This is a genomic window from Pelomonas lactea (assembly GCF_043555885.1).
Classification (GTDB): domain Bacteria; phylum Pseudomonadota; class Gammaproteobacteria; order Burkholderiales; family Burkholderiaceae_C; genus Pelomonas; species Pelomonas lactea.
Window position 1 is genome coordinate 864,787 of sequence record NZ_JBIGHX010000001.1, and the last position, 16,793, is coordinate 881,579.

At 70.7% G+C, this 16,793-nt stretch carries 17 protein-coding genes; 13 read left to right on the forward strand and 4 right to left on the reverse strand.

The window, feature by feature from the left end:
- Positions 1 to 17: 17 nt before the first annotated feature.
- Genes ACG04Q_RS03880 through ACG04Q_RS03895 form a run of 4 tightly spaced genes read left to right on the forward strand, consistent with a single transcriptional unit; the run spans position 18 to position 5,635 of the window.
- Positions 18 to 1,907, forward strand: coding sequence for a hypothetical protein (locus tag ACG04Q_RS03880; protein ID WP_394509508.1), 1,890 nt, complete (start codon positions 18 to 20; stop codon positions 1,905 to 1,907).
- 1 nt (position 1,908) lies between these two features.
- A complete protein-coding gene (locus ACG04Q_RS03885; protein ID WP_394509509.1) occupies positions 1,909 to 2,319 on the forward strand; it encodes a GtrA family protein in 411 nt (136 codons plus the stop codon).
- On the forward strand, positions 2,316 to 3,884 hold the full coding sequence (locus tag ACG04Q_RS03890; RefSeq protein ID WP_394509510.1) for an NAD(P)/FAD-dependent oxidoreductase: 1,569 nt from the start codon (positions 2,316 to 2,318) through the stop codon (positions 3,882 to 3,884). The genes ACG04Q_RS03885 and ACG04Q_RS03890 overlap by 4 nt, the downstream gene beginning before the upstream one ends.
- A gap of 29 nt (positions 3,885 to 3,913) precedes the next feature.
- The gene (locus tag ACG04Q_RS03895; RefSeq protein ID WP_394509511.1) at positions 3,914 to 5,635 is read left to right on the forward strand and encodes a PglL family O-oligosaccharyltransferase; all 1,722 of its coding nucleotides are present in this window, start codon (positions 3,914 to 3,916) and stop codon (positions 5,633 to 5,635) included.
- Here the strand turns inward: ACG04Q_RS03895 and moaC are convergent.
- Positions 5,624 to 6,115: a cyclic pyranopterin monophosphate synthase MoaC gene (gene moaC / locus ACG04Q_RS03900; protein WP_394509512.1), complete on the reverse strand. Its 492-nt coding sequence runs from the start codon at positions 6,113 to 6,115 to the stop codon at positions 5,624 to 5,626. The genes ACG04Q_RS03895 and moaC overlap by 12 nt on opposite strands.
- A 99-nt stretch (positions 6,116 to 6,214) precedes the next feature.
- Here moaC and ACG04Q_RS03905 point away from each other — a divergent pair, with 99 nt between their 5' ends.
- Positions 6,215 to 7,810 carry a M48 family metalloprotease gene (locus ACG04Q_RS03905; RefSeq protein WP_394509513.1) on the forward strand — a complete coding sequence of 532 codons (1,596 nt, stop codon included), beginning with the start codon at positions 6,215 to 6,217 and terminating at the stop codon, positions 7,808 to 7,810.
- A 17-nt stretch (positions 7,811 to 7,827) separates the two neighbouring features.
- Here ACG04Q_RS03905 and ACG04Q_RS03910 read toward each other — a convergent pair whose 3' ends face one another.
- Positions 7,828 to 8,457, reverse strand: a complete 630-nt coding sequence (locus ACG04Q_RS03910; RefSeq protein ID WP_394509514.1) for a glutathione S-transferase family protein — start codon at positions 8,455 to 8,457, stop codon at positions 7,828 to 7,830.
- 69 nt (positions 8,458 to 8,526) lie between these two features.
- Between ACG04Q_RS03910 and ACG04Q_RS03915 the strand changes: the two genes are divergently transcribed.
- Positions 8,527 to 9,177, forward strand: a complete 651-nt coding sequence (locus ACG04Q_RS03915) for a TetR/AcrR family transcriptional regulator (protein WP_394509515.1) — start codon at positions 8,527 to 8,529, stop codon at positions 9,175 to 9,177.
- Here ACG04Q_RS03915 and ACG04Q_RS03920 read toward each other — a convergent pair.
- The gene (locus tag ACG04Q_RS03920; RefSeq protein WP_394509516.1) at positions 9,149 to 9,502 is read right to left on the reverse strand and encodes a phage holin family protein; all 354 of its coding nucleotides are present in this window, start codon (positions 9,500 to 9,502) and stop codon (positions 9,149 to 9,151) included. The two genes, ACG04Q_RS03915 and ACG04Q_RS03920, sit on opposite strands and share 29 nt — an antisense overlap.
- Before the next feature lie 105 nt (positions 9,503 to 9,607).
- Here ACG04Q_RS03920 and ACG04Q_RS03925 point away from each other — a divergent pair, with 105 nt between their 5' ends.
- From ACG04Q_RS03925 to ACG04Q_RS03955, 7 genes are all read left to right on the forward strand, one after another.
- Positions 9,608 to 10,363, forward strand: coding sequence for a TonB family protein (locus tag ACG04Q_RS03925; RefSeq protein WP_394509517.1), 756 nt, complete (start codon positions 9,608 to 9,610; stop codon positions 10,361 to 10,363).
- A gap of 95 nt (positions 10,364 to 10,458) precedes the next feature.
- A complete protein-coding gene (locus ACG04Q_RS03930) occupies positions 10,459 to 12,795 on the forward strand; it encodes a TonB-dependent receptor (RefSeq protein WP_394509518.1) in 2,337 nt (778 codons plus the stop codon).
- Between the two features lie 25 nt (positions 12,796 to 12,820).
- Positions 12,821 to 13,504: a Fe2+-dependent dioxygenase gene (locus ACG04Q_RS03935; RefSeq protein WP_394509520.1), complete on the forward strand. Its 684-nt coding sequence runs from the start codon at positions 12,821 to 12,823 to the stop codon at positions 13,502 to 13,504.
- A 130-nt stretch (positions 13,505 to 13,634) separates the two neighbouring features.
- Positions 13,635 to 14,768, forward strand: a complete 1,134-nt coding sequence (locus ACG04Q_RS03940) for an alpha-hydroxy acid oxidase (protein WP_394509521.1) — start codon at positions 13,635 to 13,637, stop codon at positions 14,766 to 14,768.
- Positions 14,765 to 15,052 carry a PepSY domain-containing protein gene (locus ACG04Q_RS03945; protein WP_394509523.1) on the forward strand — a complete coding sequence of 96 codons (288 nt, stop codon included), beginning with the start codon at positions 14,765 to 14,767 and terminating at the stop codon, positions 15,050 to 15,052. Before ACG04Q_RS03940 ends, ACG04Q_RS03945 begins: the two co-directional genes overlap by 4 nt.
- Positions 15,053 to 15,055: 3 nt before the next feature.
- Positions 15,056 to 15,601 carry a cytochrome b/b6 domain-containing protein gene (locus ACG04Q_RS03950; protein ID WP_394509524.1) on the forward strand — a complete coding sequence of 182 codons (546 nt, stop codon included), beginning with the start codon at positions 15,056 to 15,058 and terminating at the stop codon, positions 15,599 to 15,601.
- 223 nt (positions 15,602 to 15,824) lie between these two features.
- Positions 15,825 to 16,256, forward strand: a complete 432-nt coding sequence (locus ACG04Q_RS03955) for an SWIB/MDM2 domain-containing protein (protein WP_394509526.1) — start codon at positions 15,825 to 15,827, stop codon at positions 16,254 to 16,256.
- A 90-nt stretch (positions 16,257 to 16,346) separates the two neighbouring features.
- Here ACG04Q_RS03955 and ACG04Q_RS03960 read toward each other — a convergent pair whose 3' ends face one another.
- The gene (locus ACG04Q_RS03960; protein WP_394509527.1) at positions 16,347 to 16,760 is read right to left on the reverse strand and encodes a response regulator; all 414 of its coding nucleotides are present in this window, start codon (positions 16,758 to 16,760) and stop codon (positions 16,347 to 16,349) included.
- Positions 16,761 to 16,793: the final 33 nt, after the last annotated feature.

Genomic DNA, 16,793 nt, shown 5'->3' on the forward strand with positions numbered 1-16,793 from the left:
TCTGTCGTTCTACACGAATGTCTGTCCACCATCGCCTCCCGACCCTCGCCGCGCTGATCGCCATCGCGGCCTGGATGCTGCTGGCCCACCCCTATCAGGGCATCTGGCATGACGGCATCCTCTATTTCGGGCAGGTGCTGCTGAACTCGCGCGTCCCGGGCCTCGCCCAGGACATCTTCTTTGCCGGCGGCTCGCAGGACCGCTACTCCGCCTACTCGCCGCTGATGGTGCCGCTCTACGCGCACCTGGGCCAGATGGGCACGCATGTCGCCGTGCTGCTGGTCGGCTGGGCGCTGATGTTGACTGCCGTGCTGGCGCTTCTGCGCCGCTTCGAGCCGACCGGGCCGCTGCCGTTGTGGGGGCTGCTGGCCTTGGCCGTGATGTCGCCGACCTACGGCGGCACCCGGGTGTTCAGCTACGGGGAGGCCTTCGTCACGGCGCGCAACTTCGCGGAGCCCGCGCTGCTGTGGAGCCTCGTCGCCTTGCTCGCGGGCCGGTGGCGCGCCATGGTGGGTTTGCAGCTGCTGGCGGCGCTGTTCCATCCGCTGATGGCGCTCCCCGTCATGGCCGTCAGCTGGTGCCACCTCGCTGGGAGCGACCGTCGCTGGTGGTGGCTGCTGGCCGGCATTCCCGTGGCGCTGCTGGCGGGCTTCGCGGGTGTTCCGCCGTGGGCCGGCCTGCTCAAGGTCTACGACCCGTACTGGTGGGCACTGGTGGAGACGGGCAACCGCCAGGTCCTGCTCGCCAATTGGACGCTGCAAGACCATCTCACCGTCGTGCTGGACCTGGCCGTGCTGCTCGCCGTCACCCGGCTGCGGCCGTCCGATGCCGGCACCCGGCTGATCTACGCCGTGGTGCTGATCACGGTCGCATTCTTCGGCCTGACGGCACTGTGCGTCGATGGCCTGCACATCGTCCTCCTCACGCAGCTCCAGCTGTGGCGTGCGCATTGGGTGGCGCACCTGCTGAGCATGGCGCTGGTGCCCTGGGTGCTCGCCCGCCTCTGGCAGCGCGGCGGCCTGTGGCCGGTCAGTGCCTGCGCGCTGGCACTGGCGCTGCTGAACGCCCACATCGGCACAGACCATGGCGTTGCAACACTGTCCCTGTGGGCGCTCGCCTCCCTCGTGGCCTGGCGCGTGCGCAACGCATCCCGCATCACCGTGCGGTTGGCCTGCGGCGGCATCGCGTTGTGCGCGCTGGGCCTGTCGGCCCAGCAGCTCGACGGAAAGTTGCGCCAGCTGAGCTGGCTATCGCCCTTGACGCTGTGGGACGAGGGCCTCTTCGAGCTGGCAGCTTTCCCGGCCGTCGCAGCCGCGGGGCTCAGCATGTTGATGCTGATCGCGCGTCGTGGCACCGCAGGTGCCGGCATTGCCACCGGCTTGAGTGCAGCCCTGCTGTGCGCCACCGTCCTGCACTGGGACCAGCGGCAGGACCTGGCACGCGCCGTCGAATCACCGCCAGCCGCCGGGCACCCCTTCATGACCCACATCCCCGCCGACGCCACCGTGTACTGGCCCGACCAGCTGCTGCCCGTCTGGGGCCTGCTGGAACGCAGCAGCCACTACGCGGCGCCACAGGGCGCCGGCGTGCTTTTCAACCGAGATACCGGGCTGATGTTCGGTCCGCGCAAGGCCAGCTACCGGCGGATCAACGAGGATCGCGAACGGTGCCGTACCGGGGCGACGCTGGGCCGCAGCCAAGCCAACTGGCTGCGCTGTGACATGCCCGGCAATGACCGCCTGATGACGTTATGCGCGGACTTCGACGCGCCGGATTTCCTGGTTTTGCGCGGCCTGCTGAACGGCAAGACACCACTGGCCAGTTGGCAGCCCGCGGCACACCGCGAGCCGCCGCAGACCTTCCACCTCTACGCCTGCACCCAATTCAGGCCCGCCGAGTCCCCCTGACATGCCCCAGCACCTGCGCGAGTTCCTGCTGTATTTCGCCGCCAGCGCCGCCGCACTGGCGCTGGACACGGCCATCTTCAGCCTCGGCCTGCGGCTGGGCCTGCCACTGGCCGTGGCGGCGGGCCTGGGGTTCAGCCTGGGGCTGGTGCTGGTCTACACGCTGAGCACGCGCCACGTGTTCGCGCAGCACCGGCTGGCCGACCGCCGCGGCGAATTCGCGCTGTTCGCGCTCATCGGCGTCGCCGGCCTGCTGCTGACCGAGGCGCTGCTGTGGCTGCTGGTGCAGCGGCTGGGAGCTGCGCCGCTGGCCGCCAAGCTGACCACCGCCTGCGGCGTGTTCCTCTTCAACTTCGGGCTGCGCAAGAGCCTGCTGTTCACCGCCCGCCGCGCCGCGCTGCGCCCGCAAGCATGACCTCGCCCGCCACCCTCATCATCGGCGCCGGCCCCGCCGGGCTGACCGCCGGCCTGGAACTGCTGCGCGCCGGCTACCCGCAGGTCACCCTCCTGGAAGCCACCGACGCCATCGGCGGCATCTCCAAGACCGTCAACTACAAGGGCAACCGCATCGACATCGGCGGTCACCGCTTCTTCTCCAAGTCCGACTGGGTCATGGACTGGTGGCGCGACGTGCTGCCCGTCGCCAAGCCCGCGCACGGCGGCGACACCCAGCTCGCCTACCAGGGCCAGCAGCGCTTGCTGGGCTCGCACCAAGCCACTGCCAGCGAGGCCGACGACGACGTGCTGCTGGTGCGCGGCCGGCAGTCGCGCATCTTCTTCGGCGGGCAGTTCTTCGACTACCCGCTCAAGCCCGGCATGGACCTGGTGCGCAAGATGGGCCCGCTGCGCTGCCTGCAGTTCGCCGGCAGCTACATGGCCGCCGCGGCGCGCCCCATCGCGCCCGAGCGCACGCTGGAAGACTTCTTCATCAACCGCTTCGGCCGCCAGCTCTATCTGCAGTTCTTCAAGAGCTACACGGAGAAGGTCTGGGGCGTGCCCTGCCGCGACATCAGCGCCGACTGGGGCGCGCAGCGCATCAAGAGCCTGTCCATCGGCAGCGCGGCAAAACAGGCGCTGAAGAAGATCGTCACCGGCCAGACCGACACCCAGCACACCTCGCTGATCGAAAGCTTCCTGTATCCCAAGTACGGCCCCGGCCAGATGTGGGAGACGGCCGCCGCCGAGTTCGAGCGCCGCGGCGGGCGGCTGCTGCGCGGGCTGGCCGTGGACGAGATCCACCGCCGCGAGAACAAGGTCGAGCGCGTCGTCGCACGCGACGCGCAAGGCCAGCGCCAGAGCTTCGACGCCAGCGCCGTCGTGTCCACCATGCCCATCCGCGAGCTGGCCCAGGCCCTGCGTCCGGCGCCCGATGCACCCGCGCTGACCGTCGCCTCCGGCCTGGAGTACCGCGACTTCATCACCGTGGGCCTGCTGTACCGGCGCATGTCGCCCAAGGTGGCCGGCAAGGCCCGCTGTGTGACGGACAACTGGATCTACATCCAGGAGCCCGGCGTCAAGGTCGGCCGCGTGCAGGTGTTCAACAACTGGAGCCCCTATATGGTGGCCGACCCGGACACCGTCTGGCTGGGGCTGGAGTTCTTCGCCCGCGACGACGACGAGTTGTGGGCGCTCAATGACAACCAGCTCAAGGCGCTGGCCGTGCGCGAGATGCAGCTGCTGGGCATGGCCGACGAGGCCGAGCTGCTGGACGCCACCGTGCTGCGCCAGCCCAAGGCCTACCCGGGCTACTTCGGCGCGGCGTTCGAGCGCTTCGACGAGCTGCGCGGCTGGCTGGACGGCCTGGACAACCTGTTCCTGTGCGGCCGCAACGGCATGCACCGCTACAACAACCAGGACCACTCCATGCTGTCCGCGCGGCTGGCCGCGCAGGCCATCATGGCCGGCGGCGCCGGGCGCGATGCCATCTGGGCCGTCAACATCGACGACGACTACCACGAGGACACGGCGGGCAAGTCCTGAACCGCGGGGGCGTGCCATCATGCGCGCCCATGTCCACCCAGACCCCTGCTTCCGCCGACGCGGCGATGTTCGGCATCGTCATCGCCGCCGCCCTGCCGCCGCTGCTGGCCTTCAACCAGACGCCCGCCGCCACGCTCTACAACCAGCTGCTCGCGCTGGCCGGCTGGGGCCTGGCGCTGCTGCTGTGGGCGCGTGCCGCGCCGGGCTGGCGCGCCGCGCTGACCCGCCCCGCGACGCTGGCGCTCGCGCTGCTGTTCATCGCGCCGCTGACGTCCGTGCTGTGGCGCTCGCTGCCGCTGTCGCTGGGCCTGGGCGCGGCGGCCGTCATCGGCGCCGGCCTGGCCGTGCTGCTGCTGGCCCAGGGCCTGTCCGGCGCCGCACGCCGGCTCGCCGCCGAAGCGCTGTGCTGGGGCCTGCTCATCACCGGGCTGCTCAGTGTGGCCATCAGCCTGGTGCAGGTGTTCGCACCGGACCTGGCCGACGGCACCGCCATCGCCCGCTCCGGCGTCGTCGGCAGCGCGGTCAGCAACCTGCGCCAGCCCAACCACCTGGCCAGCCTGATGATGTGGGCCGCCGTCGCCGCCGTGTTCGTCACCGAGAGGCGCGGCTGGCGCTGGCTGCTGACGCCGCTGCTGTTCGCCTGCGTATTCACCGTCGTGCTCAGCGCATCGCGCACCGGCTACATCGGCATCGCGATGCTGGCGCTGTGGGGCGTGCTGGACCGCCAGCTGTCGCGCGCCGCACGGCTCAACCTCGTCGGCACGCTGCTCATGCTGGGCGTGAGCTGGTGGCTGATGGCCCTCTGGTCCGCCGAAAGCGGCCACGCCTTTCGTGGCGCGGCGCGCATGGCCGAGGGCGCCGGCTCGCCGTCGCGCCTGGCCATCCTGCGCGACGCGTGGGCGCTGACGCTGGCCCATCCCTGGCTGGGCGTGGGCTGGGGGGAGTTCAACTTCGCGTGGAGCCTGACGCCCTTCCCGAACCGGCCCATCGCTTTCTTCGACCACACGCACAACATCGCCTCGCAGCTGGCCGTCGAGCTGGGCCTGCCGTGGGCGGGCGCGGTGCTGGCGCTGCTGGCCTGGGCGCTGGTCCGGGCCTGGCGCGGCGCGGCGCGCAGCAGCGGCGAGGACGCCCGGCTGCGCCGCGCGGCGCTGATGATCGTGCTGACCATCGGCCTGCACAGCCTGCTGGAGTACCCGCTGTGGTACGCCTACTTCCTGCTGCCCGCCTGCTTCGCGCTGGGGCTGGCGCTGCCGGCCCGGGATGGCGATGGCGAGGCCGACACCGCGCGGCCGGCATCGCCGCTGCCGCTGGGCCTGGTCGGCGTGCTGCTGATCGCCGGCAGCGCCTTCGCCGTGGTGGACTACCAGCGCGTCGTCGCCATCTACGCGCCCAGCGAGGACGCCGTGCCGCTGGGCCAGCGCATCGCCAGCGGCCAGCGCTCGCTGTTCTTCGCCCACCAGGCCGACTACGCGGCCGCCACCAGCCAGCCGCCGGGCCCGGCCGCGCTGGCCGCGGCCCGGCGCACCGGCTTCAGCCTCATCGACGCGCGGCTGCTGATGTACTGGTCGCGCTCGTTGGAAGCCACCGGCGACGTCGAAGGCGCGCGCTACCTGGCCGACCGGCTGCGCGAGTTCCGCAACCCGACGGGCGACAGCTGGTTCGCCAGCTGTGCGGAGGCGGCCTCGGGGCCGGTCATGGTGCAGTGCCAGCCGGCATCCGGCATCATCGACTGGCGGTCACTCCGCTGACTCCAGGGCGTGCCAGTCGCCCGACTTGCCGCCCTGCTTCTCCAGCACCCGCACGTTGGCGATGACCATGCCGCGGTCGGCGGCCTTGCACATGTCGTAGACGGTCAGCAGGCCCACCTGCACGGCGCACAGCGCCTCCATCTCCACGCCCGTGCGGCCCAGCGTCTCCACCTGCGCGCGGCACAGCACGCGGCTGCCGGCCTCGTCCAGTTCGAAGTCCACCTTGACGCGCGTGATGGGCAGCGGGTGGCACAGCGGCACGAGGTCGCTGCAGCGCTTGGCGCCCTGGATGGCCGCGATGCGCGCCACGCCCAGCACGTCGCCCTTCTTCGCGGTGCCGCTGGCGATCAGCGCGAAGGTCTCGGGCCGCATGCGGATCTCGCCGGCCGCCACGGCCACGCGGTGCGTCTCGGCCTTGGCGGACACGTCCACCATGTGGGCCTGGCCCTGCGCGTCGAAATGGGTCAGCGGGGAAGTCATGCGAGGGGCTTCATCTTCACGAAACATTGAGGCGGCGGGTTGCAGGCATCATAGACAGCCGCCCGGGCCTGAGCCGCCGGCGGCCGGAGCCCCTGCCAGATGACCACCTCGTTCGCCACCCGCCCCCTGCTGACGCTGATCGCCGCCGCCATGCTGGCCCTGCCCGGCGCGCCGCTGAATGCGCAGGTCAACCTGCCGGCCCTCGGCGACTCGGTATCGCAGGACCTGGATGTCAGCGCGGAGCGCCAGCTGGGCGAGCGCTACATGCGCCAGATCCGCCTGGACCCGGCCGTCGTGCAGGACCCGCTGCTGCAGGAATACATGGCCACCATCTTCGAGCCGCTGATCGCCGGCTCGCGCAAGCTGGGCCACATCGGCGAGGACATCCAGACCCGCTTCGCGTGGGAGAGCTTCCTCGTCGAGGACAAGAGCGTCAACGCGTTCGCGCTGCCGGGCGGCTACATCGGCACCCACCTCGGCCTGATCGCGATGACGGTGTCGCGCGACGAGCTGGCCTCGGTGCTGGCGCACGAGATCTCGCACGTGACGCAGCGCCACATCGCGCGCCGCATCGCGGGCGACTCCAAGAACAGCATGATCGCCATCGCCGGCCTGCTGCTGGGCGTGCTGGCCGCCACGCGCGGCAACATCGACCTGGCCAACGCCGGCATCGTGGGAGGCCAGGCGGCGGCGACGCAGATGTCGCTGAACTTCTCGCGCGACATGGAGCGCGAGGCCGACCGCGTGGGCTTCAACGTGCTGGTGGAGGCCGGCTTCGCGGGCAGCGGCATGGTCAGCATGTTCGAGCGCATGGAGCAGGCCTACCACCTGATGGACAACGGCGCCTTCCCCTACCTGCGCTCGCACCCGCTGACCAGCGAGCGCATCGGCGACGCGCGCACGCGGCTGGCGCTGGAGCCCTTCGCGCGCCCGCGCGGCCTGGCCGAACATGCGCTGATGGCCGCCCGCGCCCGCGCGCTGATGGACCCGCGCGTGGACGCGTGGAAGGTGCTGGAGAACTACGACGCCGGCGCCCGCAACATCCGCGAGAGCGGCGGCTACGAGCAGCTGGGCGCGCGCTATGCCGCGGCGCTGGCGTCCATCAAGCTGCGCAACTTCGACCGCGCCGAGGCCACGCTGCGCAGCGCCGAGGTGACACTGCAGCTCATCAACCCCAGCCCCAGCGAGACCGTCGCCGCACGCCGGCAGCTGACCTATCTGCGCGCCGAGCTGGCCCAGGCGCGCGGCCGTGCGATGGAGGGCACCGCGGCGCTGGACACACTGGCCGGCGAGAAGTCGCGCCCGATGCTGATGCAACGCGTGGGCCTGGCGCTGGTGGCCGATGCCGGCGCGCCCGCGCTGCGGGACGCGGCCGATGCGCTGCAGACGCATGTGAGCCTGCAGCCGCGCGACTCGTTTGCGTGGGCGCAGCTGGCGCTGGTCTGGCAGAAGCTGGGCCAGCCGCTGCGCGCCGTGCGCGCCCAGGCCGAGGTCTACGCCGCCGCCGGCGACCTGAACGGCGCCATCGACCGCATGAGCTCGGGCCTGCGCCAGTCGCGCCGGCCGGATGCCGACCAGGTGGAGGCCTCGGTCATCGAGGCCCGCCTGCGCGCGCTGACCTACGAGCGTCAATCCATGCTGGGCGAGATGTTCCCCGGCCGCTACATCCCGCCGGACGCGCGCCTGCCGGACTGACCCGCCGACGGCGCGATTCAGGCGGCGCGCAGACGCTGCTCTTCCTGGAACAGCGCGTATTCCTCGCGCGTGGCGCGCGCCACGGCGTCGCGCGCCTGGAGGCGCCGATGGAACGCGCGCACCGCCGGCCAGGGCGTGAGGTCCACGCCGGCGAACGGCGCCCAGTTCAGCACGACGGCCAGGTAGATGTCGGCAATGCCGTAGCCGCCTTCCAGATACTCGCGTGTCTGCAGGTGGGCCTGCAGCACGTCCAGCCGCAGCGCGGCCTTGTCCATCGCGTAGGCCTTCACGTCGGCCGGTGCGCGCGGGTCCAGCAGCGGCACGAACACGGCCTTGTGCAGTTCGGTGGCGATGAAGCCCAGCCATTGCCGCACGCGGGAGCGCGCGTCGGCATCCTCGGGCAGCAGGCCGGCCGCCGGGAAGGACTCGGCCAGGTACTGCAGCACCGCCGCGTTCTCGGTCAGCAGCCAGCCGCCGGGCGTGCGCAGCGCCGGCACCTGGCCCATGGGGTTGATCTGCCGGTAATCGCGGCCGTCAGCGGTCCGCTTGGCCTTGTCGACCTGCGTGAACAACGCCTGGGCATCCGCCTCATACAGCGCGATGCGGCTGGCCAGCGAGCAGGCCATCGGGGAGAAGAACAGTTCCATCACGGACTCCAACAGTGTTTTTGTACTGTATTGAATAGAATTAACCGTCGTCAATAAATTTCATGCGCCGTGGTACAAAAATCTGAAGACGAGCATCGGCCGGCCCCACGCCCGCGCGGCCGCCCGCGCAGCTTCGACACCGAGGCCACGCTGGCCCAGGCGACGCTGACGTTCTGGCAGCGTGGCTATGCGGCCACGTCGCTGGACGACCTCAGTGCCGCGACGGGGCTGAACCGCCCCAGCCTGTACGGCGCATTCGGCGACAAGCACGCGCTCTACCTGCAGGCGCTGCGTCTCTACACCGAGCAATCGAATGCGGCGATCGCACACGCGCTGGCCGGGCGCCCGCTGCGCGACGGGTTGCTGCGCGTGTACGAGCTGGCGCTGCAGCTCTATTACCCGGCCGACGCCGCGGCGCGCGGCTGCCTGCTGATCGGCACGGCCGCCACGGAGGCGCCGCGCGACGAGGCCATCCGCCAGGCGCTGGACGAGGCGCTGCGCGGCTTCACGGCGGCGTTCGAGGCCCGGCTGCTGCGGGCGGAAAACGAGGGCGAGTTGCCCGCCGGCTCTGATGCCGCGCTGCTCGGACAGCTGGCCTCGGCCGTGCTGCATTCGATGGCGCTGCGCGCCCGTGCCGGCGAGGCGCGCGAGGCGCTGGCCGCGTTTGCGGCTGCCAGCGTCGAGATGCTGCTCAGTCGCCCGGGAACAGGCGCTCGATGAGCACGTCGATGACCATGCCGCACAGGCTGTAGATCAGCGAGCCGATCAGCGCGGCCCAGAAGCCATTCACGGCCAGGCCGTCCAGCACGGACGCGGCGGCCCAGAACATCAGCGCGTTGATGATGAAGAGGAACAGGCCCAGCGTCAGCACCGTCACCGGCAGCGTCAGCAGCACCAGGATGGGCCGCACGACGGTGTTCAGCAGGCCCAGCACCAGCGCCGCGATGAGCGCCGAGGTGAAGCTCGTCACGACGACGCCAGGGTAGAGGTGCGCCACCAGCAGCAGCGCGCCGGCCAGCAGCAGCCAACGGGTGAGTGTCTTCATGCCGCGAGCATATCGGGCCGCGCCGCCGGCGCCGTGACGATGCACTCAAATGGGAATCGTTCGCATTCGTGTTAATATTTTGTCACTGACACCGCGCACGCTGCCTTGAAACCCGCCCTCGCCTTCGTCGCCCCCTCGCCGCTCGCCGCACCGGCATCGCCCGTGAGCGTGGCGCGTGCGCTGCCGCCGCAGCAGGGCGCGCACGCCGTGCTGGCGCCAGCGCCGCGCAGCCGCCGGCTGCTGCTGGTGGGCATTGCGGGCCTGCATCTGCTGGGCTTGTGGGGGTTGAGCCACCTGCAGGACATCAAGCGCGCCGTGGCGCGCGCCACGCCGGTGGTGGTGCGCCTGGTGGCGCCTGCCGAGCCACCGCGGCCGCAGCCGCCGGCGCCCATCGCGCTGCCCGACATGAAGCCCCCCGCGCTGACGCTGGTGGAGCCGCCGTTGGTGGCCGTCGCCACGGCGCCTGCGCCGTCGCCGGTGGTCGCCGCGCTGCCGCCACCCCCGCCCACCGTCGCGGTGCAGCCCACGCCGGCGCCGCCGGTGCAGGTCACGACCCCGCCCGCGCCGCCGGCGATCAAGCGCATCCCGGCCAGCGCCGTGCGCTGGCTGAGGGAGCCGCGCATGATGATGCCGCTGATGTCCAAGCGGCTGCGTGAATCGGGCGTCGTGCAGGTGCGCGTCGTCGTCGACGTGACCGGCCTGCCGCGCGAGGTTTCGCTGGCGCGTTCTTCCGGCTTCGCGCGGCTGGACGAGCAGGCGCTGCAGGACATCCGCACCGCGCGCTTCGTGCCGCAGACCGAGAACGGCCAGCCCATCGAGTGGGAAGTCATCGCCCCGATGTCCTACGAGATCGACCGTTAGCGCATTGTTTTTTTCTGAGTAGCCATGCCGTGGGTGGCGCATCCAGCGCCGTCGTGGGCAAAGCCATGCCCGCCAAAGACCCATTGGAGAGTTCCATGTCCCGCAAGAAGAAGATGTCCTCAACCGCCCAGGCGCCCAAGGCCCGGGTCGTCCTGCCGCTCGGCGCGCTGGCCGCCGGTTTCGGCCTCGCCTCGGCCGCATTGGCCCAGACGGCGCCGGCCCCCGCCAAGGACGACAATGTGCTGCCCACGGTGCGCGTCCGCGCCAGTGCCGAGCCGCAGGGCAAGGACAGCGTCCAGGCCACCGAGACCCGCATCGGCAAGGGCAAGCAGGACATTCGCGACATCCCGCAATCGCTGACCGTCATCACCGAGAAGGTGATCGATGACCGCAACTTCGGCAACGTCAAGGAAGTGCTGAAGAACACCGCCGGCATCACCTTCCAGGCGGCCGAAGGCGGCGAGGAAGACATCAAGGTGCACGGCATCTCGCTGCAGAGCACCGGCGACATCTTCATCGACGGCATGCGCGACCCGGCCTTCTACGACCGCGACACCTTCTTCCTCGACAAGATCGAGCTGCTGCGCGGCTCGGCCTCGCTGCTGTTCGGGCGCGGCTCCACCGGCGGCGCCGTCAACCAGGTCACCAAGCAGGCGCAGCTGGCCAACCAGAACCAGATCGACGTCAGCGTGGGCAGCCACGGCGCGCTGCGTGCCATTGGCGACTTCGACACCCGCACCGGCGAGACCTCGGGCCTGCGCGTCAGCGTGATGACCAACACCGCCGACAGCAACGGCGCCGGCTCCCGCATCGACAAGCGCGGCATTGGTGTCAACTACCGCCTCGGTGTCGACGAGACCGACGAGTTCGGCATCACGCTGTACGGCCTGCAGAACGACAACGGCATCAACTACGGCGTGCGCTGGATCCGCCCGACCGCCACGTCCCCGTACGTGAACGGCGTCAACACCAAGCTGGACCCTGACAACTACTACGGCCTGGCCAGCGACTTCAACAAGGGCACGGCCTACTACGGCATGCTCACGCACACGCACCGCTTCGACAAGAACACCGAGCTGGTGACCAAGGTGCGCGCCGCCAACTACAGCCGCGACCAGCGCGCCACGCTGTGGAACTTCGCGGCGGCCAACCTGCAGCCGGGCGGCCTGGCCGTCACGCTGGACAACCTGAGCCCCGCCACCGTCATCACGCGCGGCTTCCAGCCCAAGAAGCAGGACATGCAGACCGTGACGGCGCAGAGCGACCTGAGCACCAAGTTCAAGGCCGCCGGCTTCGAGCACACGCTGCAGGCGGGCGTGGACTTCGCGCACGAGAAGAAGCAGGTCTACTTGCCCATCACGGCAGCGCTGGGCGGCATCGTGCCGGTCCGCCCCAACACCACGGTCGGCACGCCGTGGGACGGCGCCAGCATCGACGAGAGCCTGCGCAGCTACCGCACCAACAACGACTACGTGTCCAAGGCCTACGGCGGCTATGTGCAGGACATGATCCAGATCGCGCCGATGTGGAAGGTGCTGGCCGGCCTGCGCTACGACAGCCTGAAGGGCACCTATCACTCGTACAACACCGCGTCCGCCACCGTCGTGTATCCGCTGCAGGACACGCCCCCCACGCCGGCCACGGCCACGACGCTGGCCCTGCCCGGGTCGCCCTGGCACATGAACATCTCGGAGGTCAGCAAGCGCGCCGCCGTGCTGTTCCAGCCCAACGCGCAATGGTCCTTCCACCTGATGGGCGCCACGTCGTTCAACACCTCCGGTGATGCCTACTCGCTGAGCGCGGCCAACGAGAACATTCCGCCGGAGAAGTCGGTCAACGTCGAGCTGGGCGCCAAGTGGGACAGCGCGGACGGCAAGCTCAGCCTGCGCGCCAGCGCCTTCCGCAACACCAAGCTGCACGAGCGCAACACCGACCCGCTGATCACCAACCTGGTCACGCTGTCGGGCAAGCGCCACGCCGCCGGCCTGGACTTCGACATCGCCGGCAAGATCACGCCCGAGTGGGAGGTGTTCGGCAACTTCACGTGGATGCCGGTGGCCAAGATCGACATCTCCAGTGCCGGCCCGGGCAACGGCAACACCAACGAGATCCAGGGCTCGCGCCCGTCGCTGACGCCGCGCTACTCCGGCAGCCTGTGGACGGCCTACCAGGTGCTGCCGCAGCTGCGCCTGGGTGCCGGCCTGAACGCGCGCAGCGGCCAGACGCCCAACCGCAACCCGGTGGGCATCTATGCGCCCAAGTTCGTCACCGCCGACGCGATGGCCGAATACACCGTGGTGCCCGAGCAGCTCAGCTTCAAGCTGTACGTGAGCAACGTGGCCAACAAGATCTATGCCGACCAGCTCTACACCAGCTTCTACGTGCCCGGCACCGGCCGCGTGACGACGCTGACCGGCACTTACAAGTTCTGACGCCCACGACGGACCGCGCGACGCCATGCTGCTGAAGATCCCCCAGATCCTCGATGCCGCCGGCGTCGCCCGCGCCCGTGACCTGCTGGCCGCCGCCCCCTGGGCGGACGGCCGCAGCACCGCCGGCCGCCAGGCCGCGCAGGTCAAGAACAACGAGCAGCTCGTGCCCGGCAGCGAGCCGCACCGCGAGCTGCAGGCCCTGGTGCTGCAGGCGCTGGAGCGGCACCCGGTGTTCTTCTCGGCCGTGCTTCCCAAGCGCGTGCTGCCGCCGCTGTTCAACCGCTACACCGGCGCCACCAACGCCTACGGCAGCCATGTCGACCAGGCCGTGCGCTACCTGCCCGGCGGCGTGCAGCGGGTGCGCACCGACATCTCCTGCACGCTGTTCCTCAGCGACCCGGCCGACTACGACGGCGGCGAGCTCGTCATCGACACCAGCTTCGGCGAGCAGCGCGTGAAGCTGGCGGCCGGCGACCTGGTCGTCTACCCCGGCACCAGCGTGCACCGCGTCGAGCCGGTGACGCGCGGCGCGCGGCTGGCCGCCTTCTTCTGGATCGAGAGCATGGTGCGCGGCGACGAGCAGCGCCGCTTGCTCTACGACATGGACATGAGCCTGATGGCGCTGCGCACCGAGCTGGGCGAAACGCCCGAACTCGTTCAGCTGACCGGCACGTATCACAACCTGTTGCGCATGTGGGCAGATACATGAGACCCCTCGTCCAAGGAGTACCTTGGCCGGTCCCCGGAGGGGACGGCGATGCTTGCCGGCGTGACCGGCACGCACATCGCCTGAGCGGGCCGGCTTGGGAGCGGCCCGGCGCTTGGCCCGCCGCAATGCCATGAGCACGCCACGCATCGAGTCCCTGCCCGAAGGCCTCGCCAACCTGGCCGACTTCGAAGCCCCCGCGCAGGCCAGGCTGGACGCCAACGCCTGGGCCTACCTCAACGGCGGCGCGGGCGACGAGATCACGCTGCGCGCCAACCGCGCCGCGTGGGACGACATCAGGCTGCAGCCCCGCGTGCTGCGCGACCTCGCCGGCGGCCACACGCGCGTGACGCTGCTGGGCCGCGAGCTGCCGGTGCCGGTGCTGCTCGCGCCCGTCGCCTACCAGCGCCTCTTCCATGCCGATGGCGAGCTCGCCATCGCCCACGCCGCCGCGGCGCAGGGCGCCGGCCTCGTGCTCAGCGCCCAGGCCAGCGTGCCGATGGAGGACGTCGCCGCACCCCTGCTCGCCGACCCGGCCGCCGGCCCGCTGTGGTTCCAGCTCTACTGGCGCGACGACCCGGCCTTCATGCGCGCGCTGCTGCGGCGCGTCGAGGCCGCCGGCTACCAGGCGCTGGTGCTCACCGTCGACGCGCCCGTGCACGGCGCCCGCGACCGCGAGCGCCGCGCCGGCTTCAAGCTGCCCGAACACATCCGCGCCGTGAACCTCGGCGGCCTGAAGAAGCCGCTGGACCTGCAGCCCGGCCAGAGCGCGCTGTTCGACGGCCTCATGCCGCGCGCCGCCACCTGGGCGCAGGTCGACTGGCTGCGCGCTGAAAGCCCGCTGCCGCTGCTGCTCAAGGGCGTCACCCATGCCGACGACGCCCGCGAGGCGCTGGCCCGCGGCGTGGCCGGCCTCATCGTCTCCAACCACGGCGGTCGCACGCTGGACACGCTGCCCGCCACGGCCGAGCTGCTGCCGCCGCTGCGCGCGGCCCTCGGCCCCGATGTGCCCTTGCTCGTCGACGGCGGCATCCGCCGCGGCACCGACGTGCTCAAGGCCATCGCGCTGGGCGCCAACGCCGTGCTGCTGGGCCGCCCCTACGTCCATGCGCTGGCCGCCAGCGGCGCTCTGGGCGTGGCCCACGCGCTGCGACTGCTGCGCGACGAACTGGAGATCGCGATGGCGCTCTCCGGCTGCAAGACACTCGCCGACGCCGGCCCGGCGCTGATCTGGCCCGGCACCTCACGACCAAGGACCTCCCCATGAAGAACCTGCTCGCCACCCTCGCCCTGACCCTCACCGCCGGTGCGGCCTTCGCCCACGGCAACGTCTCCTGCCCCGCCATGCCCAAGGAAGAGAAGCAGCCGCAGATGACGCTGCAGAAGAAGCTCGAGGGCGAGGGCTGGAAGGTCCGCAAGGTCAAGGACTACAACGGCTGCTACGAGGTCTACGGCTTCGACGGCAGCGGCAAGAAGGCCGAGGCCTTCTTCAACCCCAAGACCTTCGAGCGCGTCTACCCCGAAGGCGAGCAACCCGCCGCCGCGAAGTAAGCCGTGCGCGTGCGCGTCTGGGACGGCCTCGTCCGCATGCTGCACTGGACGCTGGCCGCTGCCGTCGCCACCTGCCTGATCAGCGGACACTGGCCGCCCAGCCACTTCGACGACTGGCACCACACCGCCGGCTACGTGGCCGGCGCCGCCGTCGCGCTGCGGCTGGCCTGGGGCTTCACCGGCAGCCGCTACGCGCGGCTCGCGCAGTTCGTGCGTGGCCCGCACGCGGTGCTGGCGTACGCGCGCGCGCTGCGCGCCGGCCGCGAGCCGCGCCACCTCGGCCACAACCCGCTGGGCGGCTGGATGGTGCTGGCGCTGTGGTCCACCGCGGCCGCGCTCGCATTGACGGGCTGGCTCTACACGACCGAGTGGCTGTGGGGTTACGACTGGCTGTCCGAGCTGCACGCGTGGCTGGCCTGGGGTCTCATCGCGCTCGTCATCGGTCACCTCGGCGGTGTCGCGATGACCAGCTGGCGGCACCACGAGAACCTCGTCGGCGCGATGTTCAGCGGACGCAAGCGCGCCCCCGAAGCCGACGACATCGACTGAGCACAGCGGCCGCAGAACCCAGGACTGATGCGGCCTCGCGACAGGCAGGGACGCAAAGCCTCGATTTCATGGGCCAATGCGGGTCATCCCCTCTATGAAAGCATTCCCTTCCCCCTGGGAAGCGCAGTACCATCGCCGCCGCAGGGTGCTAGAGAGTATTGAAGGCTTACGCGGCCTTCACCCGGACCCGGCACATCAACAACTTTTGATGGAGTGAATCGACATGGCAACTGCGAAGAAGGCCGCGCCCGCGAAGAAGGCGGCAGCACCGGCGAAGAAGGCCGCCCCGGCGAAGAAGGCGGCAGCGCCGGCAAAGAAGGCCGCGGCAACGCCGGCCAAGAAGGCCGCCGCGACGCCGGCGAAGAAGGCCGCCCCCGCCAAGAAGGCCGCCGCGCCCGCCAAGAAGCGCACGCCCAACGCCGCCTTCATGAAGGCCCTGACCCCCAGCGCGGCCCTGGCCGCCATCGTCGGCGCCGCCCCCCTGCCGCGCACCGACGTGACCAAGAAGGTCTGGGAGTACATCAAGAAGAACAAGCTGCAGGACGAGCTGCAGAAGCGCGTCATCAACGCCGACGCCAAGCTGAAGGAAATCTTCGGCAAGGCCAAGGCCGACATGTTCGAGATGACCAAGCTGATCAACAGCCACCTGAAGTGAAGCGGCGCCGCGCACGCCGCGGCTTCGCCAACACACAGCCCGGCCCCGCCGGGCTTTTCTTTTTGTGGCGCCGCCGGTGGTGGCTCGCGTTCAGCGCGTCAGGTCGGGCGAGGCGCTCAACAACGCCCGCAGACCGGCCTGCAGTCGCGACACGTCAATGGGCTTGAGCCAGTAGTCGTCGAAGCCGGCCTCGCGCGCGGCGCGCACGACGTCGGTGGGGTCGTCGGCCGACAGCGCCACCCAGCGCACGCCCGACAGCGCGGCCGACAGACCGGCATCCGCGGCCACGCGGCGGCGCAACTCCAGCCCCGTCATGTCGGGCAGATGCATGTCCACCAGCAGCACGTCCGGCCGGCCGTCGGCCAGCGCGTCCAGCGCCTCCGCGCCGGTTTCCGCCGTGCGCAGCACCCAGCCCGGCAGCAGGCGGAACACCTCCTCCATCAGGATCAGATGGATGCGGTCGTCTTCGACGTAGAGCACCTGCGGCGCGGCGCGGTCGGGCATGGCGTGGAAGGGGGCAGCTACAGCGGTCGGCAC

What these genes read in the sequence shown, in the direction of transcription:
- moaC (WP_394509512.1), bottom strand. Translation starts at nt 6,115, where the DNA reads ATGACTTCCCCGCTGACCCATTTCGACGCGCAGGGCCAGGCCCACATG.
- ACG04Q_RS03890 (WP_394509510.1), top strand. Translation starts at nt 2,316, where the DNA reads ATGACCTCGCCCGCCACCCTCATCATCGGCGCCGGCCCCGCCGGGCTG.
- ACG04Q_RS03885 (WP_394509509.1), top strand. Translation starts at nt 1,909, where the DNA reads ATGCCCCAGCACCTGCGCGAGTTCCTGCTGTATTTCGCCGCCAGCGCC.
- ACG04Q_RS03935 (WP_394509520.1), top strand. Translation starts at nt 12,821, where the DNA reads ATGCTGCTGAAGATCCCCCAGATCCTCGATGCCGCCGGCGTCGCCCGC.
- ACG04Q_RS03920 (WP_394509516.1), bottom strand. Translation starts at nt 9,502, where the DNA reads ATGAAGACACTCACCCGTTGGCTGCTGCTGGCCGGCGCGCTGCTGCTG.
- ACG04Q_RS03945 (WP_394509523.1), top strand. Translation starts at nt 14,765, where the DNA reads ATGAAGAACCTGCTCGCCACCCTCGCCCTGACCCTCACCGCCGGTGCG.
- ACG04Q_RS03940 (WP_394509521.1), top strand. Translation starts at nt 13,635, where the DNA reads ATGAGCACGCCACGCATCGAGTCCCTGCCCGAAGGCCTCGCCAACCTG.
- ACG04Q_RS03960 (WP_394509527.1), bottom strand. Translation starts at nt 16,760, where the DNA reads ATGCCCGACCGCGCCGCGCCGCAGGTGCTCTACGTCGAAGACGACCGC.
- ACG04Q_RS03880 (WP_394509508.1), top strand. Translation starts at nt 18, where the DNA reads ATGTCTGTCCACCATCGCCTCCCGACCCTCGCCGCGCTGATCGCCATC.
- ACG04Q_RS03910 (WP_394509514.1), bottom strand. Translation starts at nt 8,457, where the DNA reads ATGGAACTGTTCTTCTCCCCGATGGCCTGCTCGCTGGCCAGCCGCATC.
- ACG04Q_RS03930 (WP_394509518.1), top strand. Translation starts at nt 10,459, where the DNA reads ATGTCCCGCAAGAAGAAGATGTCCTCAACCGCCCAGGCGCCCAAGGCC.
- ACG04Q_RS03955 (WP_394509526.1), top strand. Translation starts at nt 15,825, where the DNA reads ATGGCAACTGCGAAGAAGGCCGCGCCCGCGAAGAAGGCGGCAGCACCG.
- ACG04Q_RS03895 (WP_394509511.1), top strand. Translation starts at nt 3,914, where the DNA reads ATGTCCACCCAGACCCCTGCTTCCGCCGACGCGGCGATGTTCGGCATC.
- ACG04Q_RS03905 (WP_394509513.1), top strand. Translation starts at nt 6,215, where the DNA reads ATGACCACCTCGTTCGCCACCCGCCCCCTGCTGACGCTGATCGCCGCC.